A 17,523-nucleotide genomic window follows, 5' to 3' on the forward strand; every position below is an offset into this window, starting at 1 on the left:
AATATTGCTCCTTTAGTCGTAAAAAGTTACTTCATAATCAATAAATTTATTGTTTTTATAATTAAATTTAGCTGAAAAGAAAGGTTTATCTTGTACTAGCCAATCAAGAAATATATAATCACCTTCCCAGGTTTTTATATTTTGAATTTCATTTTTTTTCACCCAAACTAAGTCACCTTCGTTGCAGTCTTTTGTAAGGTTACCCGTATACTCTTTTGCTGTAAAGACATATGTATACCAATCTTTACGTCCATCAAAATTTGGAAAAGTGATTATACCACGAAGTTTTGGCTTAATAATATCAAGATTTGTTTCTTCTTTTACTTCTCGAATAACACAGTCTTCAGGACTTTCTCCAATTTCAAACTTACCACCAACACTTATAGTAAGCCCTTCATGAATATCATTTTCTTTTTTATTACGTTTGAGCATAAGATAACTATCACCATTATCAATATAACACATAGTTGCAAGTAAATTATTCATATATGTAGTACTCCTATTTAGAAAAAATAGGAAAGCAACACACGCGCTATTCCTATTTTAATAATAATTTTTATTTAAAATAAATTAATTTTCTCGGCGTTTTTTGTCTAAACCAACGGCATCAAGTAGTGCAACGAATGCTGTGAAAATTACAGATAAAACTGCGCAATCTCTAAGTGTATTAACTTCAGAGTTGCTCCCCAAAATAGATGTAATTATAAATATTGTTATAAATGAAAAAATAAAAGCCCAAAATAAAGAAATAATATATTTCATTTTATTCCCTCCTTACTGTATACTTACAATAGTAATTATACAACTAATAATCAAAACTTACAAGAAGTTTGAGAAAATTTTTAATTATTAACAGTAATTTTATATGATAATTAATAAAAAATATATTGTATTGATCATAACTTTGTAAGTGTTGGAAATTAAGTAGAAAATTAAGTAGAAAAAATGAAAATAAGTATGTTATAATATATAGATAAGTGTGGAGGTTGCGTTATGTACCAAAAATTATTAATAGATAAAAAATTAGAATGTAAAATAACGAAAGATTTAGAAAAAGTATTTAGTAATAATAACATTAACTATACTTTTTCAGAAGGGATTGACTCCTTTCAACGTAATGTACTGTATTTGACTGCTGATAAAAATAGTATTAATCCTAAGTTAGCTAATGTTTTTTTAATGAGCGATGACTATGATTTTCTAGATGTAAAAGATGCAATTTTTATAAGAAGAATAGAAGATGTGGTTAGAGTTTATATGGAAGGTATCTGGCAATCGTGGGCTAAAGAGTTGCAATTTTTAGCTCAATGTTCTCTTGCGTATAGCAAAGATAAATTTGATAGAGAACGTTCAGAACGAATTAGAGAAATTTCCTGTGAAATGCTTGCTTATAAATATGATATATCTCCAGAAAAAATCAAAGAGAATTTTGCTAGTGAAATAGGATATCAAACTCCTAAAGTAGAAACCAGAGCTGCTATTATCAAAGACAATAAAATTCTTTTAGTTAAGGAACAGTTAGACGAAAAATGGGCTCTTCCTGGTGGTTATCAAGATGCTTTAAAAAGTGTAAGGGAAAATGTTATAAAAGAAGCGAAAGAAGAAGCAGGAGCTATTATTAAACCTAAAAAAATTATTGCGGTGTTAGATTATAACAGACATCATCCAGTCAGCTTTCCACTTGGTATGGTTAAAATTTTTGTCTTGTGTGAGTATATCGATCATGATTTTGAAGCAAATACAGAGACGCTAGCTGCAGATTTCTTTTCTTTAGATAATCTACCAGAGCTTTCAGTTCAAAGAACAACTAAAAAACAATTAGAAATGTGTTTTTCTTGTTTTGAAAATCCTGATAAATGGGAAACAATTTTTGATTAATTTATAATAATATAGGAGAGGTTTGATATATGAATATTCGTGAGACATTAATTAATAAAAATCTACCTGTACATGAACAGTTGATGTTTTGTTTATTATTGACCTTAGTAGGCGGTTTTTTCGATGCATACACTTTCGTTAATTGTGGAGGAATTTTTGCTAATGCACAAACAGGAAATTTAATTTTTGTAGGAATAGGTTTGATTAATGGGGATTTATATGAAGTCCGACATTATCTTATTCCTGTACTATCTTTTATAATAGGGGTTTTAATTAGTAAATATATAGAATCAAAATATAAAGAATTGTCTATTTTTAAACATATTTATATGTTGTTGTTTATTCAAATTATGGCATTAACTTTTATATTTTTCAAAGGTTCATTATTTGGTTTAGATATTCGGCCAATTGTTATTTCATTCGTTTGTGCTATCCAATTTGATGGATTTAGAAAAGTTAATAATCTCGTTTTTGCTAGTGTATTTTGTACTGGGAACTTACGTTCTTTGAGTGAACATTTACACAAATATATTTTTCAAAAAAAAAGTGAAAGTAGATATCCACTTTTAATTTATTTAACAGTAGTTTTAGTATTTTTATTTGGTGTTATTTTTGGCGCAGCAATGTCTAAATATTATTTTCACAATGCTATTTTAGTTCCAATCGCAATAATGATAATTAATTTATTTTTTGCGATAGGGATTCGAAATAAATTTGGGAGAAAAAAAATTTAGTATAATAAATAAATATAAAACTTTGGGAGATTTTTGTTTATTACAAAAAACTATTCAAAGTTTTTTAATAGTGAATGTTAAAATGCTACAAATACATTTACATAAAGTTTTATAGATGATATAATCATTATATAGGACTTAATATTGGGGAGTGTTATGAGATACTAAGGGGGTATTTTTATGAGTGAAAAGTTATTGAACGATTTTAGAGAATATTTAGAAAATAAGAAAAAGTTCTCTATGAACACAATTAATTCTTATGATAGGGATTTGAGAAAAATCTTTTTGTATTTAGTTGAAATGGGATATTCAATTGAGGAATATTCTTGGTTGAATGAGGAATTAATTACAAGATATTTGAGGTATCTAAAAGAAAAAAACTATTCATCAGCAACATTATCAAGAACAATTTCTACAGTTCATATTTTTATTGAATATCTTTATATTAAAGGGATAATTAATGATAGAATCAATATAGATGTTCATATTGACAAAGATAATCAACATAATCTTATTATTTTCACAAGACAGGAAATAGCTAGAATTTTAGATATTGATACAAAAAATTGGATGGATTATAGAGATAAGGCTATTTTTGAATTATCATATTCTATAGGTATTAAACCAACAGAATGTATTAATTTGGAATTAAAAGATGTTAACACAACTATAGGATATTTAAAATATAAGAAAAAAGAAGGTTATAGAACAGTTGCATTGAATAGAGAATCGACTGATGCAATTAAAGAGTATATTGAAGAATTGAAAAAAGAATATCCTGATATTGAGGATGAAAGTAAGTTATTTTTAAATCATGATGGTGAAGGAATAAGTCGTCAAGGCTTTTGGAAAATTTTTAAAAAGCGTCAACAAGATTTAGGGCTTGAGAAAGAACTCAATACAATGAATTTTAGAAACTCATTGGCTATTCATCTTTTAGAAGATAAGGTTCCAGCAGAAGAAGTACAAGAACTTCTAGGATTAAAAAATATTCATAGTTTAAAGTTGTATTTTAATAATCTAAAAAAACCAGGGCAAAAGAGAACTCTAATCAATCATCCAAGAAAAACAATTAATTAAAGGAATAATAGTAAATGTATAATGTTAATTTAGAGATTTTTCAAGGACCACTTGATTTATTATTGCATTTAATTGAAAAAATGGAGTTAGACATATATAATATACCTATTGCAAAATTAACAGAGAGTTATTTAGAGTATATAAATACTAGTGAAGAGTTTTCTCTTGAAATTGCAGAAGAATATATAGTAATGGCAGCAACTTTACTCCATATAAAGAGTAAAAGTCTACTACCAAAATTTGAAGAAGATGTTGCGGAAGAGGAAGAAGATTTAGTACAACAGTTATTGGATTATAAAAACTATAAGGAACTTAGTACTAAATTGGAAATTTTGCAAAAAGAGCGAGCTCAATACCTGGAAAAAGAAAGTATAGATTTAGATATACAAGATAATATAGGATCTTTAAGAATACCTTCAATAAAGTTGCTGAAAGCTATGGAAAATATTTTAAAAACTTTTAATAATAATGAGAATGATAAAGCATTCGTTGGCTATCGCCGTGAGATTTCATTTGAAGATATAAAACAAGAATTGACTGAAAGATTCAATAAAAATAAAAAATTATCTTTTTCTGGACTAATAAAAAATTATACTGAAAGAAATGAAATTGTTTTAGTATTTGTTAGTGTTTTAACAATGATTAGAGATCAGGAATTGATATGTATAGATAATGAAAATGAAATAATTCTGGAATATAAATTAAAGGAATAAGCTATGTTATTAGATAAAACAAAAAAGATTATAAAAGCCTTACTTTTTATGAAAGGTGAAGAAGGTTTAAGCATTGATTTTTTTGCAACATTTATGGAAGTAGAGCCTCATGAAGCAGAGAATATGCTTAATATATTTTTGGAGGAATATAATACAAGAGATAACCCTCTAATAATAAGAAAGTTTGGAACAGTATATAAAATGTTGTTGAATGAAGAGATATCGGAAATGATTAAAAAAGCTATTGTTTCAAAAAATCTCGTAAAATTATCTAAAGCTTCATTAGAAACACTAGCGATAATCGCTTATAATCAACCGATAACAAAGGTTCAAATAGATAAAATAAGAGGGGTTAGCAGTGACTCTATAATAAACTCACTTCTTTCTAAAGATCTAATTATCTCAAATAAAACATTGGATACAATAGGTAAACCAAAACTGTACGAAACAACGGAAACATTTTTAGATGTTTTTGGTATAGAAAGTCTAAATGAGTTACCAAAATCAGAGGATATAAGTGAAAGTGATATAAGTAAATTTTTGGAAAAATAGGAGGATGACATGGCGGAAAGGCTACAAAAATTGATAGCAGCTTCAGGTTATACATCTAGAAGAAAAGCTGAACAATTAATACTAGAAGGAAAAGTTAGCGTAAATGGTAAGGTTGTCAATCAGTTAGGAATGAAAGCCGAACCAAGTGACGTTATAATTGTTGAAGGAGTACGCTTATTAAAAGAAAATAAAAGATACTATCTATTTTATAAACCTGAAAAGGTTATTACATCAATGTCTGATGAAAAAGATAGAGTTTGTGTTAAAGATTTCTTTGAAGCAGTTACTGAAAGAGTAGTACCCGTTGGACGTCTAGACTATGACACATCTGGTGCATTAATTATGTCTAATGATGGAGAGTTTATAAATTTAATTACCCATCCGAAGCACAAAATAAGAAAAACATATGTTGCAAAAATTAACGGAAAATTAGAAGAACATCACTTAAAAATACTACGTTCTGGTGTAAGGATTGATAATTACAAAACATCTCCAGCAGAGGTTAATATTGTAAAAAATAAAAATAAGAGTGGTAATACATTAGTAAGATTAACAATTCATGAAGGTAAAAATAGGCAAGTACGTAGAATGTTCGAAGCGTTAGGTTATGAGGTAATGAAATTAAAAAGGGAATCTATTGAAGATTTGACACTAGATGGATTACGTAAGGGTGAGTACAGGATTCTTACTATTCATGAAGTAAAAAGATTAATTAATAAAGCTAAAAATGGAGATAAGTAATTTATAGGAAGTGATATTTAGTGGCAGAAAGAGTATTAGTGATAGATGATGAGGAGAGAATTAGAAAACTATTAATAATGTACTTAGAAAAAGAAGGATACATTGTTGATGAGGCTAGTAATGGTCAAGATGGTTTAGAACGTTTGAAATACATGGATTATTCATGTGTTCTTTTAGATGTGCATTTGCCAATTCTGAATGGAAAATCAATATTATCTGAACTTAGAAAAACTAAAGCGACACCTGTTATAATAATGTCTGCACAGGCCGACGAACAAAGCCGTGTAGAAGGATTTGAATTAGGTGCAGATGATTATGTAATAAAACCATTCAGTCCTAGAGAACTTATGTTAAGAATAAATGCAATTTTACAAAGGACTAAACGTAGTGTTTTTTATACACCAGAATTGTATACAAAAGATGTATTAGTTTTCCCAGGGTTGATAATAGATGTGAATTCACATAAGGTTATCGTAGAGGATACAGAGGTTCTTCTTACACCTAAGGAATTTGATTTATTATTGTTTTTAGCTAAATCGCCAGATAAAGCATTTAGACGAAATGAAATTCTTAGAGCTGTATGGGACTATGATTTTTATTCGGATCTTAGGACAGTAGATACTCATATAAAAAGAGTAAGGAAAAAATTTGATAAAATTTCTTCAAAAGTTTCAAAAATGATTGTTACTGTGTGGGGGATAGGATATAAGTTTGATACATCACAAAATAACCTTTAAGAGATTTAACAGGAGATGTTATGTTAGAATTTTACAAATTTTTGGCTAAATTGACAAGAAAAGCCAGTAGAACAGCAGGCAAGAAAGGAACAGATTTACCGGGAAAAGTATTAAGAAAACTTGATAGTAATGTGCTTTCTAAATTGGCTACTAATTATGATGAAATTGTTTTTGTAACTGGAACAAATGGTAAAACAACAACTTCAAATTTAATAGGGCATACATTAAAAGCATGTAATAAAGATTTTATTAATAATTTTGAAGGGGCAAATATGTTAGATGGAATTATATCCACGTTTGCTATCCAGTCAAAAAACAATACAAAATTAGCTGTCATTGAAATAGATGAGGGCTCTATTCCCAAGGTTATGAACTATATAACACCAACAAAATTTGTTATTAATAATTTTTTTAGAGATCAAATTGATCGCTTTGGAGAAATAGATACTTTAATTGAAACAATCGGTAATCAATTAGAAGGGAAAGGTATACAGCTTATTTTAAATAGCGATGACCCTTTTGTTACACGATTATCAAAATATGGTAAGAATAATGTTTGTTTTGGAATAAGTAAGGATGCATATAGCTTTGTTGATTATGGTATTCCGGAATCGAAATTTTGCCCAAATTGTGGACATGAATTAGACTATGATTATATTCATTATAGTCAGTTAGGTTTTTATAAATGTATACAATGTAATTTTAAACACCCCGAAGTAAAATATAAAGTAACAAATGCGGTTGTCGAGCCATTTATAAAGTTTAGCGTTAATAATAGTGAAGCTATTGAGACAAGATTGGCAGGAGACTATAATATATATAATCTACTTGCAGCATATTCACTATTAAAAGAGCTAGGATTAACTGAGGAAGAAATTCAGCAAGGATTAGGCAGTTATACATCTAAAAATGGACGCATGCAAAGTATTAGTATATCAAAAGATGCTACAGTGTTGCTTAACTTAGCGAAAAATCCAGCAGGACTTAATGCATCGTTGGCAATTGGTAATACGATCAAGGAAGATATAAATTATCTTCTAGTATTAAATGATAATGGTGCTGATGGTTTAGATATATCATGGATTTGGGATACTGATTTTAATATTTTACTTAATCAAAATATTAAAAATATTATTTGCTCAGGAAAGCGAGCTAAAGAATTAGCATTACGTTTGAAATATAGTGATATTAGAGCTAATATAACAGTCAATGAGAATATTACAGAGGCGGTTTTAGAATTAAAAAAATACCCTGAGAGATATGCTATTGCTATACCAAATTATACAGCGTTAACTGAAACTCAAAAGGAATTGGAGAAATAGTTATATGGAATTAAAATTGTATCATTTCATGCCAGATAAATTAAATTTGTATGGTGATATAGGAAATGTGATTTCCTTGAAAAAACGCTGTGAATGGCGTGGAATAGATTTAAAAATTGAAAATATCACCTCTACATCAGGTATAAAGTTATCTAATTGCGATATATTCTTTATAGGTGGTGGTTCAGATAGAGAACAGTGTATAGCTACAGAGCAATTTAGTAAAATAAAAAATGAATTTAAAGCAGCTATAGAAAATGGGACTCCTGCACTAACAATTTGTGGAGGATATCAGTTTTTAGGAGAATATTATAAGACTGTCGATGGAATTAAGCTACCGGGTTTAAATATTCTCGATTTTTACACTGAGTCTTTACCTAATAAACCTCGTTTAATTGGTAATATTTTGCTTGAATCAGAGAAATTTGGAAACATAGTTGGTTTTGAAAATCATGGAGGAAGAACTTATCATAATTATGAAACATTAGGTAATGTAATTGTTGGATTTGGAAACAACGATGATGATAAAAAGGAAGGGTTACTATACAATAATTTAATTGGAACTTATTTACATGGTCCTATTTTACCTAAAAACCCTCGTGTTACAGATTATTTAATAAAAGCAGCATTAGATAACAAATACTCTTCATATGATTTTCCAAAGTTGGACGATTCGGTTGAGTATAATGCTAATAAATTTATGGCAGAATTATTAAAAAAAGGAATTAAATAATAAATACCTCCTAAAGTTTCAACTTTAGGAGGTATTTATACTATTTAGAAAATTCTTTAATACAAAGTTTGAAATTTTTAATTAAATCTGGTATTAATTCTTTATCAAGACATGAAAAAGCTATTCTTATGTGAGAATCATCCATAGAGTAAACACCATATTTATAGTCATTAAGGAATTTTAATCTGAATTTATGTGCATCAATGTGTTCTGGCATCTTGATAGTGAAAAAGTATCCTGAATTAAATGGCAATATAGTTACGTCATTATCTAAATTATATTTAACTATGGCTTCTTTTAAAATGTGATAGCGCTCTTCTATTATACTGTCATTATATGTTTTTTCTTGTTTTGCTTGTGAACTTTCTAATAATCTAAGAGCAATTTGTTGCGATAGATTTGATGGTGATGATGTAGTGCTTCTAAGGTATCCTTGAGTTTTTTCTAATACAATTTTTCGTAATTTATCATCACTAGTGTAATATGTTATAAATCCGACACGAAGCCCCCAACCGTAGTACTCTTTAGTTATTCCGTCTAATTTGACTACTAGACAATTATTATTATCTGCAAGTCTATATGTAGCACTTAAAGTAGGAGTTTTGTGATTTTCTTCAAAAAATAATCCAAAGTAAGCATCATCAGAAATTATTATTAGATTTTTATTTGGATTTTCTTTTGCGAACACATCTATGATGCTAACCAATTGTGTTAATTCTTCTGTTGATGGGGTATAACCAGTTGGATTGTTGGGGAAATTAAGTATTATAGAAATTTTGTTTTCTTTAATATTATATAACGTATGTTTAAAATCAGATAGATTAAAATTATTTTCATTATCAAATTGATTGTATTTATAAATATTATTCCCCAGTTTAATAGTAAATATTTGGGCATAGTTCTGCCAAAATAGATTAGGTAATAGTAGTGCATCATCTTTTTCACTAAATAAATTTGCCACAATATCAATCCCTTGGGTGATACCAGTAGTAACCATAGGTAAACTCAAATATTCTGGATTGATAATGCTATTTTCTTTAAAAATTTTCTCTTTCCATACTTCCCTTATTTTTAATAAACCTGGAGTTGGAGAATATGGTAGGTAATCTGTTGTACTTAGTTCCTTTATAACTTCATTAATTGATGGAAGTGATAATGCTTTTTTGTTATCTGTTGCAATTCCTATCGTAGCATTAACAGCGTTTGGAACAACAGATGTTTCTTTTGATTGAATAAGTACGTCTTGTGGAAGTATGATGTTTTCACCTAATTTTGAAAAAAATGACATAATGTTTCCTCCTAAATTTTATATTTTAATTATAACATTAAATTACAGCCTATAAAAGTAAAATTAATATTTATAATTAACTTTTTATTTTATATTTTAATGTGATTATTCTATTATAAAAAAGTAGTTACTAATTATGGTAATATTTTTTCTTTTTCTTTTCAAATAGAAATTTTAAGTGTATAAATTAAAAAAAAGTGTTTATATCAAGGTTTATAAAAATTAATTTACTAGAAAAAAATATCTATTTATGTTATAATATATTGTATCTTTTTGGGCTTTATATTGAAATAACAATAAGATATAAAATAAAGTTCAAGGCAAATGAGGTGTAATTATGGTAAACGATAAAAAAGATATGAGATGCTCTTTTTGTGGTAAAAATCCAAACGAAGTATTTAAATTAATAGCAGGAAATGACGTCTTTATCTGTGATGAGTGCGTGGAACTATGTTCAGATATAATAGATGAAGAGATTGAATATAGAGATATAACAAAGGAACCAGAATTTAAGTTATTAAAACCTCAAGAAATTATGGATTACCTTAATGAGTATGTGATAAGTCAAGATAAAGCAAAAAAATCAGTTGCTGTAGCGGTTTATAATCATTATAAGCGTATTATGGCTAAGCGAAATGATGAAACTATAGAATTACAAAAGAGTAATATAGCATTAATAGGAAGTACAGGTTCGGGGAAAACTTTAATCGCTCAAACCTTAGCCAAAATGTTAGATGTACCCTTTGCGATTTCTGATGCAACAACACTTACAGAAGCAGGATATGTTGGGGAAGATGTTGAAAATATATTATTACGTCTAATTCAAAATGCTAATTATGATATAGAAAGAGCAGAAAAAGGAATTATATATATTGATGAAATAGATAAAATTGCTAAAAAAGGTGAAAATGTATCGATTACACGTGATGTTTCTGGAGAAGGGGTGCAACAAGCATTACTAAAAATTCTAGAAGGTACTGTGGCCAGCGTTCCCCCACAAGGTGGGCGTAAACATCCTGGCGAAGAAATGATAAAAATCAATACTAAAGATATATTATTTATTATAGGTGGTGCTTTTTCAGGGATTGAAGAAATAATAAAACGTCGTTTAGGTGATAAAATAATAGGTTTTTCAAAAAGCGATGAACTTAATGATGATTCTGACATTATTTCTAAAGTAAAACATGAAGATTTGGTAAAATTCGGTATAATACCCGAATTTATTGGGCGTATACCGGTGATATGCTACCTAGAAGAATTAGATGAACAAGATTTAGTAAGAGTTTTAACAGAACCTAAAAATTCAGTTGTTAAGCAATATGAATATTTATTTAAGTTAGATGGAGTAAATCTTGTTTTTGAAAAAGATGCATTGGAAGAAGTTGCTCGTGAATCTATAAAACGAAAAACTGGAGCGCGCGGATTACGCTCAATTATAGAAGAAGCTCTTTTAGATGTTATGTTTGAACTTCCAAGTACAAAAGGTGTTAAAACTTGTACAATAACCAAGGATAATATAGTTAATAAAACTACACCTAAATTAAAATAATAATATAACGAAAGGAGTTTGTTTTGACAAAATATTACTTATTAGAAAATAGAGATATATTCTTTCCGTCTAATACATATAATATTGATGTAACAGACAAAAAATTCTTAAAGACTATAAAAGGCTTGAAGAAAGATAAAATATCTGTATTTGTTACTAGTAAAAGAAAACCAATAGATACATATGATGAAAAGTTTTCAGAAGATGACATGTTTGATAACCAAGGATTCAACGTTTTCTTTGGAACATATGGTCAACTTACAATAGATAAAAAAGCTAATAAATATGAGTATCACTGTTATGGTGTTGCTGAAGTGAAAAGTGGTGTGTACAATGACAATCAAGTAGAGTATTTAGATATTACTATAAAAAATATAGAAGATAATGGTTTTGATAAAAACACTATGCTTAACAATATAGAAGAGTTATTTAAGAAATATCTTGATAGAGAGAATTTTGAAATAGATTACTATAAAACAGATAATCTGGAAAAATTTATTAATAAAAATATGAAGTTCTTCCCTTTAGATAGATTATTAAAGAAACGTATTTTGTATTTATTAGATTTAGAAAAAAAAGCGATTTTCTTAAGTAGAAGCTTAGAAACATTTTTAGTAGGAAATAGTTTTAAACGTGAAATTGATGATAAGGTTCGAATAAATCTTGACTTACAACAGAAAGAATACTTTTTACGTGAACAAATGAAAGTAGTTCAAGACGAATTAAAACAAATTTCACCAGAAGATGATGATGTTGAAAAGATTAGAAAAGCAATTGCCGAAATTGAATTATCAGATGAAGATAAAACAATATTATTAAAAGAAGTAGATAGATTAGAAAAAACTCCTGTTATGAGTCCGGAGCATTCTATTATACGAACGTATCTGGATACAGTTGTTGCATTACCTTGGAATATATTGACAAAAGATGAGATTGATATAAAAACAGCTGAAAAAATTCTTGATGAAGACCATTATGGCTTAGATAAAATAAAAGAAAGAATTTTAGAGTTTCTTGCTGTTAAAAAGCTTAGAGATGATATGAAATCACCAATTTTATGCTTATCTGGACCTCCTGGAGTTGGGAAAAGTTCTCTTGCCAAGTCTATAGCAAGATCTATGGGGCGTAACTTTGTACGTATTTCTTTAGGTGGAGTAAGAGACGAGGCGGAAATTCGAGGTCATAGAAGAACATATTTAGGAGCTTTACCTGGAAAAATTATTCAATCATTGAAAAAAATAAAGACAAAAAATCCAGTAATTTTATTAGATGAAATAGATAAAATGGCATCTGATATTAAAGGTGATCCAGCTTCTGCAATGTTAGAAGTAATAGACCCAGCTCAAAACAATGAATTTGTCGATCATTATCTAGATATTCCATTTGATCTATCAAAAGTATTATTTATTGCTACAGCTAACAATTTAAGCTTAATCCCAGCACCATTACGTGATAGAATGGAAGTTATTGAATTAGAATCTTATACGGTAAAAGAGAAAGAAAATATTGCGATTAAATATTTAATTCCTCGTCAAATCATAGAAAATGGGCTTAAAAAAGAACAAATTTCTTTTACGAAACAAGCGATTAATAAAGTTATTAATGGTTATACTTACGAAGCTGGAGTTAGGAATTTGGAACGTATACTTGGTTCAATTTGTCGTAAGGTTGCTTTAAAAATACTTAAAGGTGAAGAAAGGATCAAAATTGGTGTTAATAATTTAGAAGAGTATGCTGGGCCTGAAAAATATAGTTCAAAAGATAAAAACTCTCATCCAGAAATAGGGTTGGTTAATGGTTTAGCGTACACTGTTGTTGGAGGAGATACTCTTGAAATAGAAACAAGTATATCTAAAGGAACTGGTAAAATCATTTTGACCGGAAAACTAGGGGATGTAATGAAAGAATCCGCTCAAATGGCTATCTCTTACTTGCGTTCTAATGCCGAACAGTTGGGAATAGATGAAATTAATTTTTCTGAGATAGACATTCATCTTCATGTTCCAGAAGGTGCCGTTCCAAAAGATGGACCATCAGCAGGGATTACTATAACAACATCGGTATATTCTGCATTAACTAGAAAAGCAGTTAATAATGATATTGCGATGACAGGCGAGATGACGCTTCATGGTAAAGTATTACCAATAGGTGGAATTAAGGAGAAAATTTTAAGTTCAGAAAAAATGAATATTAATAAAATTATTATTCCTACAAAAAATAAGAAGGACTTAATAGATATACCAAAAGATATTTTGGCAAAACTTACTATTTATACTGTGGATAATATAAGTGAAGTATTCAATATAGTATTTGGAGAAAAATAATGACAAAGTTAAATACACATAATGTAGATTTATTAATCAGTGCGGTTTCAAAGAAACAATATCCAGAGCATACTAAGCCAGAAGTAGCGATGTGCGGACGCTCTAATGTTGGAAAATCATCATTTATTAATACTATACTAGAACGTAAAAATTATGCACGTGTTTCAGCGAAACCTGGTAAGACACGTACATTAAATTTTTTTGACATTGATGATAAAGTAGTTCTAGTTGATGTCCCAGGTTATGGTTATGCTAAATTATCAAAGTCAGAAAAAGAAAAATTATATGATATGATTGTAGAATATTTCACAACTAGTGAAAATCTAGGTTTTGTTCTACATCTTATAGATAGTCGTCATAAACCATCACAAGATGATATAGAAATGAATGAATTTTTAAATTACTACGAAATTCCATTTGTTGTAGTTTTAACAAAAATAGATAAAATTTCAAAAAATGAACTAGCTAAAAATACAGCTATTATAAAACGTGAACTGGATTTAACAAATAGTATGGCGGTAATTCCATTTTCATCAGTTACTAAATTAGGAAAAGACAAAGTATTAAAAGAAATTGAAAAGGTATTAGAGGACTAAAATATTCAGATAAAGGCAAGAACGTATATCTTGCTTTTATCCGAATAATTATTTATAAATATTTTTTCTTTACATGCTTAATATATACTGATACAATAGCTATTAGAAGAGTCAAGAAAAAAAGTTGACATTTTTCTTTAAAAAGTATTGACAGACATTTATTTTAATGGTAGAATAATATCTAGCTTAAAAACTTAGCGTTATAGATTCAACTTTTTCATTAAACACTTCATAAACACACATTAAAAATTAATAAAAAGTTGAAATATAAGGAGTACAAACATGGCAGTAAAAATCCGTTTAAAAAGATTAGGTGCTAAAAAATCACCTTTCTACCGTATCGTTGTTGCTGATTCAAGATCTCCACGTGATGGACGTTCTATCGAAACTATCGGTACTTACAATGCTGTTAAAGACCCAGCAGAAGTTAAAATCGATGAAGAGTTAGCATTAAAATGGTTAGGTAATGGAGCTCAACCTTCTGACACTGTTAGAAGTTTATTATCAAAAGAAGGAATTATGAAAAAATTCCACGATTCAAAATTAAATAAATAATAGTTATTTAGCCTCTTAATTTTAAGAGGTTTTTCTTTATATGAAAATATGTTATAATAGTCTATAAATTTTAAATAAAAACTTCATTAAAAATGAAGTTTTTATATTTTATAAGGAGGTTATTGTATGGAATATTTAATTAATATATTACCAAGTTTAATAAAAGGTGCTCTTATCACAATAGAAGTATTTTTTCTAGTTTTAATTTTATCTATTCCACTAGGTGTTTTTATTGCATTTATCATGCGCTTTAATATTAAAGTGTTAAATTACTTCCTCAACATTTATATATGGATTATGAGAGGGACACCTTTATTACTTCAGTTAATTTTTATTTACTATGTATTACCATCAGTAGGGATACGCTTTGATAGATTACCTGCAGCAATACTTGCATTTACGTTAAATTATGCGGCGTATTTTGCAGAAATTTTTCGAGGTGGTATAGAATCAATTCCTAAAGGTCAATATGAGGCAGCAAAAGTACTGAAATTTACACAATTTCAAGCAATTAGATTTATTATTCTTCCACAAGTAATAAAAATTGTATTACCGAGTGTATTTAATGAAATAATGAGTTTAGTTAAAGATACTTCTTTAGTATATGCGTTAGGTATTAGCGACTTGATTTTAGCAAGTAGAACAGCAGCTAACAGAGATGCTAGTCTGTTACCTATGTTTGTTGCAGGAGCAATTTATTTAATTTTAATTGGTATTGTAACGATTGTATCTAAACGTGTTGAAAAACGTTATGATTATGATAGGAGGTAAGATATGTTAGAATTAAAGAATATTAGTAAAAGGTTTAAAGATAGACAGATACTATCTAACTTTAATTTAACTGTAGAAGAAAATAAAATTTTAGCAATTGTTGGACCATCTGGTGGAGGAAAAACTACCTTACTAAGAATGCTTGCTGGTTTAGAAAAAATTGATTCTGGAGAAATTATTTATAATGGAGAATCATTACCTATAGATGAGTTAGAGAAAAGAAATTTATTAGGGTTTGTCTTTCAAGATTTTCAGTTATTTCCACACCTTACAGTATTAGAAAATTTAGTGCTGTCGCCAATAAAGACAATGAATATGTCAAAGGAAGAAGCCGAACAAAAGGCATTATTATTGCTAGAAAAACTTGGATTAAGTAAACAAATCAATAGTTATTCTAATTCCCTATCTGGTGGACAAAAACAACGAGTTGCATTGGCACGAGCAATGATGATTAATCCAAAAATTATTGGATATGATGAACCAACAAGCGCATTAGATCCAGAATTAAGATTAGAGGTAGAAAAATTAATTCTTCAAAATAAAGAACTAGGTATTACTCAGATTGTTGTTACCCATGATCTACAATTTGCTGAAAATATTGCTGATAGTATTTTGAAAGTAGAACCTAAATAAGAGGTGATAAAATGAGAAAATTTAAATTTGTTATTACACTTATTGTAATGGTATTAGTAATTACCGGTTGCGCTTCTGGTGGAAAAGAAAAACCAAGAAAAGATAACTGGAACGATTTTCAAATAGATAAAAAAGTAGTAATAGGATTTGATAACACATTTGTACCTATGGGATTTCAGGATAAAAGTGGAAAAGATGTGGGATTTGACATCGATCTTGCTAATGCAGTTTTCGAAAAATATGGTATAAAAGTACAATGGCAAGCTATAAATTGGGATTTAAAAGAAACAGAATTAAAAAATGGTAATATTGATTTAATATGGAATGGATATTCTAAGACTGACGAAAGAGAAAGTATAATTCAATTTACTAAACAATACATGGTTAATGAACAAGTTATTGTCGTTAAAAAATCGAAAAATATTAAAGCTATTTCTGACTTAAAAGATAAAGTACTAGGAGCCCAAAATGGATCATCAGGTTATGATACATTTAATTCAAGTCCAGAAGTACTAAAAAATATTGTTAAAAACAATGATGCAACACAATATGAAAGCTTTAATGAGGCTTTAATTGATTTAGAAAATGATAGAATAGACGCATTGCTTATAGATAAAGTTTATGCTAATTATTATTTAAAACAACAAAATAAACTTGATGATTTTAATATTTTAAATGCTGGATTTGATAGTGAATCTTTTGCAGTAGGAGCTAGAAAGGCTGATATTACACTTGTTAAAAAAATAAACGAAGCCTTTTATGAATTATACAGAGAAGGTAAATTTCAAGAAATTTCAAATAAATGGTTTGGAGAAGATGTTGCAACTGAAGAAGTAAAAAGTAAATAGAAGTTTTAAAGAATATACTGCTATGTATTTTTTATAATAATTCATTATTGAATAATGTAGTTTCTACTTGTTTAGCTGTCAACAAAAAAAGTTTACAAATATTAATAAAAGTACTTGATTTTTTCCTACTTATTATTTATAATAAATAGGTATGTGATTAGATCACTTCAAAAATAACTCTGTTCGTATTAAAAGCGTTCAGGGCAGAAGGAGACGATAATAATGAGAGAAGGAATTCACCCAGATTACCGTAAAGTTGTATTCATGGACACTACTAGTGGTTTCAAATTCTTAAGTGGTTCTACAAAACCATCTAAAGAAACTATCGAGTGGGAAGATGGAAATACATACCCATTATTAAAAGTTGAGATCAGTTCAGACACACACCCATTCTACACAGGGCGTCAAAGATTCGCTCAAGCAGATGGTCGTATCGAACGTTTCAACAAAAAATACGGTATCAAGTAAG

The 17,523-nt window shown here is 28.4% G+C and carries 20 protein-coding genes; 17 read left to right on the forward strand and 3 right to left on the reverse strand.

What is annotated here, in order from left to right; translation table 11 throughout:
* Nucleotides 1-12 precede the first annotated feature (12 nt).
* Both O3802_RS02270 and O3802_RS02275 read right to left on the reverse strand, forming a co-directional pair.
* Entirely contained in the window at nt 13-486 is a 474-nt protein-coding gene (locus O3802_RS02270; RefSeq protein WP_371458116.1) for an NUDIX hydrolase, read from the reverse strand.
* Between the two features lie 84 nt (nt 487-570).
* Nucleotides 571-762, reverse strand: a complete 192-nt coding sequence (locus O3802_RS02275; RefSeq protein ID WP_371458117.1) for a DUF2929 family protein — start codon at nt 760-762, stop codon at nt 571-573.
* Between the two features lie 231 nt (nt 763-993).
* Here O3802_RS02275 and O3802_RS02280 point away from each other — a divergent pair, with 231 nt between their 5' ends.
* The 9 genes from O3802_RS02280 (at nt 994) to O3802_RS02320 (ending at nt 8,490) form a co-directional block, all read left to right on the forward strand.
* Nucleotides 994-1,878 (forward strand): NUDIX hydrolase N-terminal domain-containing protein, encoded by an 885-nt coding sequence (locus O3802_RS02280; protein ID WP_371458118.1) that lies wholly within the window; start codon nt 994-996, stop codon nt 1,876-1,878.
* Between the two features lie 29 nt (nt 1,879-1,907).
* Nucleotides 1,908-2,612: a YoaK family protein gene (locus tag O3802_RS02285; protein WP_371458119.1), complete on the forward strand. Its 705-nt coding sequence runs from the start codon at nt 1,908-1,910 to the stop codon at nt 2,610-2,612.
* Nucleotides 2,613-2,792: 180 nt separating this feature from the next.
* Nucleotides 2,793-3,692: a tyrosine-type recombinase/integrase gene (locus O3802_RS02290; protein WP_371458120.1), complete on the forward strand. Its 900-nt coding sequence runs from the start codon at nt 2,793-2,795 to the stop codon at nt 3,690-3,692.
* Between the two features lie 14 nt (nt 3,693-3,706).
* Nucleotides 3,707-4,405 (forward strand): segregation and condensation protein A, encoded by a 699-nt coding sequence (locus tag O3802_RS02295; protein ID WP_371458121.1) that lies wholly within the window; start codon nt 3,707-3,709, stop codon nt 4,403-4,405.
* Between the two features lie 3 nt (nt 4,406-4,408).
* A complete protein-coding gene (gene scpB / locus O3802_RS02300; protein WP_371458122.1) occupies nt 4,409-4,957 on the forward strand; it encodes an SMC-Scp complex subunit ScpB in 549 nt (182 codons plus the stop codon).
* Nucleotides 4,958-4,966: 9 nt separating this feature from the next.
* Entirely contained in the window at nt 4,967-5,698 is a 732-nt protein-coding gene (locus tag O3802_RS02305; RefSeq protein WP_371458123.1) for a pseudouridine synthase, read from the forward strand.
* A gap of 20 nt (nt 5,699-5,718) precedes the next feature.
* Nucleotides 5,719-6,435 carry a response regulator transcription factor gene (locus O3802_RS02310; protein WP_371458124.1) on the forward strand — a complete coding sequence of 239 codons (717 nt, stop codon included), beginning with the start codon at nt 5,719-5,721 and terminating at the stop codon, nt 6,433-6,435.
* Between the two features lie 20 nt (nt 6,436-6,455).
* Nucleotides 6,456-7,757, forward strand: a complete 1,302-nt coding sequence (locus O3802_RS02315; protein ID WP_371458125.1) for a MurT ligase domain-containing protein — start codon at nt 6,456-6,458, stop codon at nt 7,755-7,757.
* 4 nt (nt 7,758-7,761) lie between these two features.
* On the forward strand, nt 7,762-8,490 hold the full coding sequence (locus O3802_RS02320) for a type 1 glutamine amidotransferase (protein WP_371458126.1): 729 nt from the start codon (nt 7,762-7,764) through the stop codon (nt 8,488-8,490).
* Nucleotides 8,491-8,530: 40 nt separating this feature from the next.
* Here the strand turns inward: O3802_RS02320 and O3802_RS02325 are convergent, their stop codons facing one another.
* On the reverse strand, nt 8,531-9,778 hold the full coding sequence (locus O3802_RS02325; RefSeq protein WP_371458127.1) for an aminotransferase class I/II-fold pyridoxal phosphate-dependent enzyme: 1,248 nt from the start codon (nt 9,776-9,778) through the stop codon (nt 8,531-8,533).
* Between the two features lie 337 nt (nt 9,779-10,115).
* Here O3802_RS02325 and clpX point away from each other — a divergent pair, with 337 nt between their 5' ends.
* The 8 genes from clpX (at nt 10,116) to O3802_RS02365 (ending at nt 17,522) form a co-directional block, all read left to right on the forward strand.
* On the forward strand, nt 10,116-11,327 hold the full coding sequence (clpX, locus tag O3802_RS02330; protein ID WP_371458128.1) for an ATP-dependent Clp protease ATP-binding subunit ClpX: 1,212 nt from the start codon (nt 10,116-10,118) through the stop codon (nt 11,325-11,327).
* Between the two features lie 23 nt (nt 11,328-11,350).
* Nucleotides 11,351-13,651: an endopeptidase La gene (gene lon, locus O3802_RS02335; RefSeq protein WP_371458129.1), complete on the forward strand. Its 2,301-nt coding sequence runs from the start codon at nt 11,351-11,353 to the stop codon at nt 13,649-13,651.
* Nucleotides 13,651-14,247, forward strand: coding sequence for a ribosome biogenesis GTP-binding protein YihA/YsxC (yihA, locus tag O3802_RS02340; protein ID WP_276766805.1), 597 nt, complete (start codon nt 13,651-13,653; stop codon nt 14,245-14,247). Before lon ends, yihA begins: the two co-directional genes overlap by 1 nt.
* A gap of 282 nt (nt 14,248-14,529) precedes the next feature.
* Nucleotides 14,530-14,802, forward strand: a complete 273-nt coding sequence (gene rpsP / locus O3802_RS02345) for a 30S ribosomal protein S16 (protein ID WP_006365091.1) — start codon at nt 14,530-14,532, stop codon at nt 14,800-14,802.
* Nucleotides 14,803-14,928: 126 nt separating this feature from the next.
* Nucleotides 14,929-15,573 (forward strand): amino acid ABC transporter permease, encoded by a 645-nt coding sequence (locus O3802_RS02350; protein WP_276686072.1) that lies wholly within the window; start codon nt 14,929-14,931, stop codon nt 15,571-15,573.
* A gap of 3 nt (nt 15,574-15,576) precedes the next feature.
* On the forward strand, nt 15,577-16,206 hold the full coding sequence (locus tag O3802_RS02355) for an amino acid ABC transporter ATP-binding protein (RefSeq protein WP_276766804.1): 630 nt from the start codon (nt 15,577-15,579) through the stop codon (nt 16,204-16,206).
* 11 nt (nt 16,207-16,217) lie between these two features.
* A complete protein-coding gene (locus tag O3802_RS02360) occupies nt 16,218-17,054 on the forward strand; it encodes an amino acid ABC transporter substrate-binding protein (protein ID WP_371458130.1) in 837 nt (278 codons plus the stop codon).
* A gap of 222 nt (nt 17,055-17,276) precedes the next feature.
* Nucleotides 17,277-17,522: a type B 50S ribosomal protein L31 gene (locus O3802_RS02365; protein WP_003145327.1), complete on the forward strand. Its 246-nt coding sequence runs from the start codon at nt 17,277-17,279 to the stop codon at nt 17,520-17,522.
* Nucleotide 17,523 lies beyond the last annotated feature (1 nt).

This window comes from Gemella sp. 27098_8_92 (genome assembly GCF_041433685.1).
GTDB lineage: Bacteria > Bacillota > Bacilli > Staphylococcales > Gemellaceae > Gemella.